Annotated in this window: 2 pseudogenes; one reads left to right on the top strand and one right to left on the bottom strand. The window is 66.7% G+C overall.

Annotation, left to right across the window (positions count from 1 at the left end):
• Positions 1 to 184 precede the first annotated feature (184 nt).
• Positions 185 to 954, bottom strand: a pseudogene (locus ACFVZH_RS40355) (transposase family protein).
• 266 nt (positions 955 to 1,220) lie between these two features.
• Here ACFVZH_RS40355 and ACFVZH_RS40350 point away from each other — a divergent pair.
• Positions 1,221 to 1,496 (top strand): annotated as a pseudogene (locus ACFVZH_RS40350) (transposase family protein); the annotation flags it as partial.
• Between the last annotated feature and the right edge of the window lie 95 nt (positions 1,497 to 1,591).

Raw genomic sequence — 1,591 nt, 5'->3', positions numbered from 1 at the left:
CGGCTACGTCCGCAGGAGGGAATCCCAGCCGCAGGTCGGAAGCCGGTCAACCTCAGAAGAGCGTTCACTCTGCGGAGTGGCTGCTGAAAAAGCTCCATGAACCGGGTCATAGCCGCTCTGGCCGAGGCAAGACGATGAGTCGAAGAAAGCGAGGAAACCTGCAGCCCCGGACTGACAAGCAGCCTCATTGCCGAACTGGTCGGCGACCTCTTACACGGTAGGCCGGAGGCGGCGGCCGAAACGCGGGCGGAGACCTCGGCCCGCAGATCACCCTTCTGGTGGCCGCTTTCATCAGCATGGCCATGGCCTGCTCGCCGAGGCGCCGAATCTTGGCGTGTGTGCTGTTGTGCCGACGCTGCCACCGCTTGAGGCGACGGCCGCGGAAGGGGACCCGGATGGAGCCGCCTGCTCCCTGATACGCCTTGTCGGCCCAGCACTTCAGGTCGGCCTCGGTGAGCGTGTCGACGATGCCGTGGGTGCGGGCGGCGGTCAGGTCGTGGATGGATCCGGGCAACCCGGGTGAGGCACACAACAGCCGCCCGAAGGGATCGGTGAGGATCTGGACGTTCATGCCGTGACGTTTGTGTTTGCCCGAGTAGTACGGGGTGTCGGCGGCGTCCGGTCGATCGGCAGCAGCGTCCCGTCGAGTATCACGAAGGCCAGCAGGCGGCTCACGGTCCGCATCGTGTCGACCAGGCTGGGAGCCAGCGCGACCAGGACCTCTATCGCCCCGCGGACATAGCGGTGAGCCGTCGCAATCCCGATGCCGAACCCGGCGGCGAGCTGGTCATAGGTGTCACCGCACCGCAGATGGGCCAGGGCCAGCAGTGCCTGACGGCCCGGCGTGACGCGGCGCCACCGGGTGCCGATCTCGCGACGGCGAACCGTGAGATGCCCAGCGAGGTGGCGCAGGTGAGCACTGGACAGATTGATCGCCGATGGATAGGCAAGCATACGAAGCTCCTGGCGGACGGTGGATCTTGGCCGTGAACCCGTCTACCAGGAGCTTCGCCGGTCCGCAGATCCGCCCAGCGCACGGCCAGCGCCCTCAAGTTGGAAAAAGCTCACGCTGTGAGCACCTGCTTGCTGCCCCTCATAAGGCGGCGTTATCGGTGGCCGGCCGGGACACTCACGACGCCCGTCATGGGCATGACCTGCTGACGGACGCTTTTACGAGTTGGTGCGTGATAGCGGGTGGGCATGCTCTGCTGGTGGAAGGCATGGTGAACCGTTCGGTTCTGGCGCATCCGTTGTTCACGGGCATCTCGGGTGCCCATCTGTCGTCGTTGGTGGCAGAGTTGGCCAGGCCGTGGGTGGCCGGGGTCGAAGGCCGCCGGCACCAGGCTCGAGGCGGCGCCAGAAAGCGGGCGCCGGGGGCTGGCGCCCGCCATCGGCTGGTGTTCGTAGACCGGCTTGTCGCCACGCTCATTCATCTGCGTCACGACCTCCCGCACGCGGTCCTGGCGCTGCTGTACGGGGTGGACCGTTCCACCGTGTGAACCGCCCCGGCGTGTCCGGGGACTCAGTTTGTTGGATGAGCGACCCGGACGGGGGCGCGGTGGTGATCGTAGTGGGTTTGTTCGGCCTCGGC

The organism is Streptomyces sp. NPDC059534, assembly GCF_042743475.1.
Taxonomy (GTDB): Bacteria; Actinomycetota; Actinomycetes; order Streptomycetales; family Streptomycetaceae; genus Streptomyces.
This window is presented reverse-complemented; position numbering and strand designations above follow the sequence as displayed.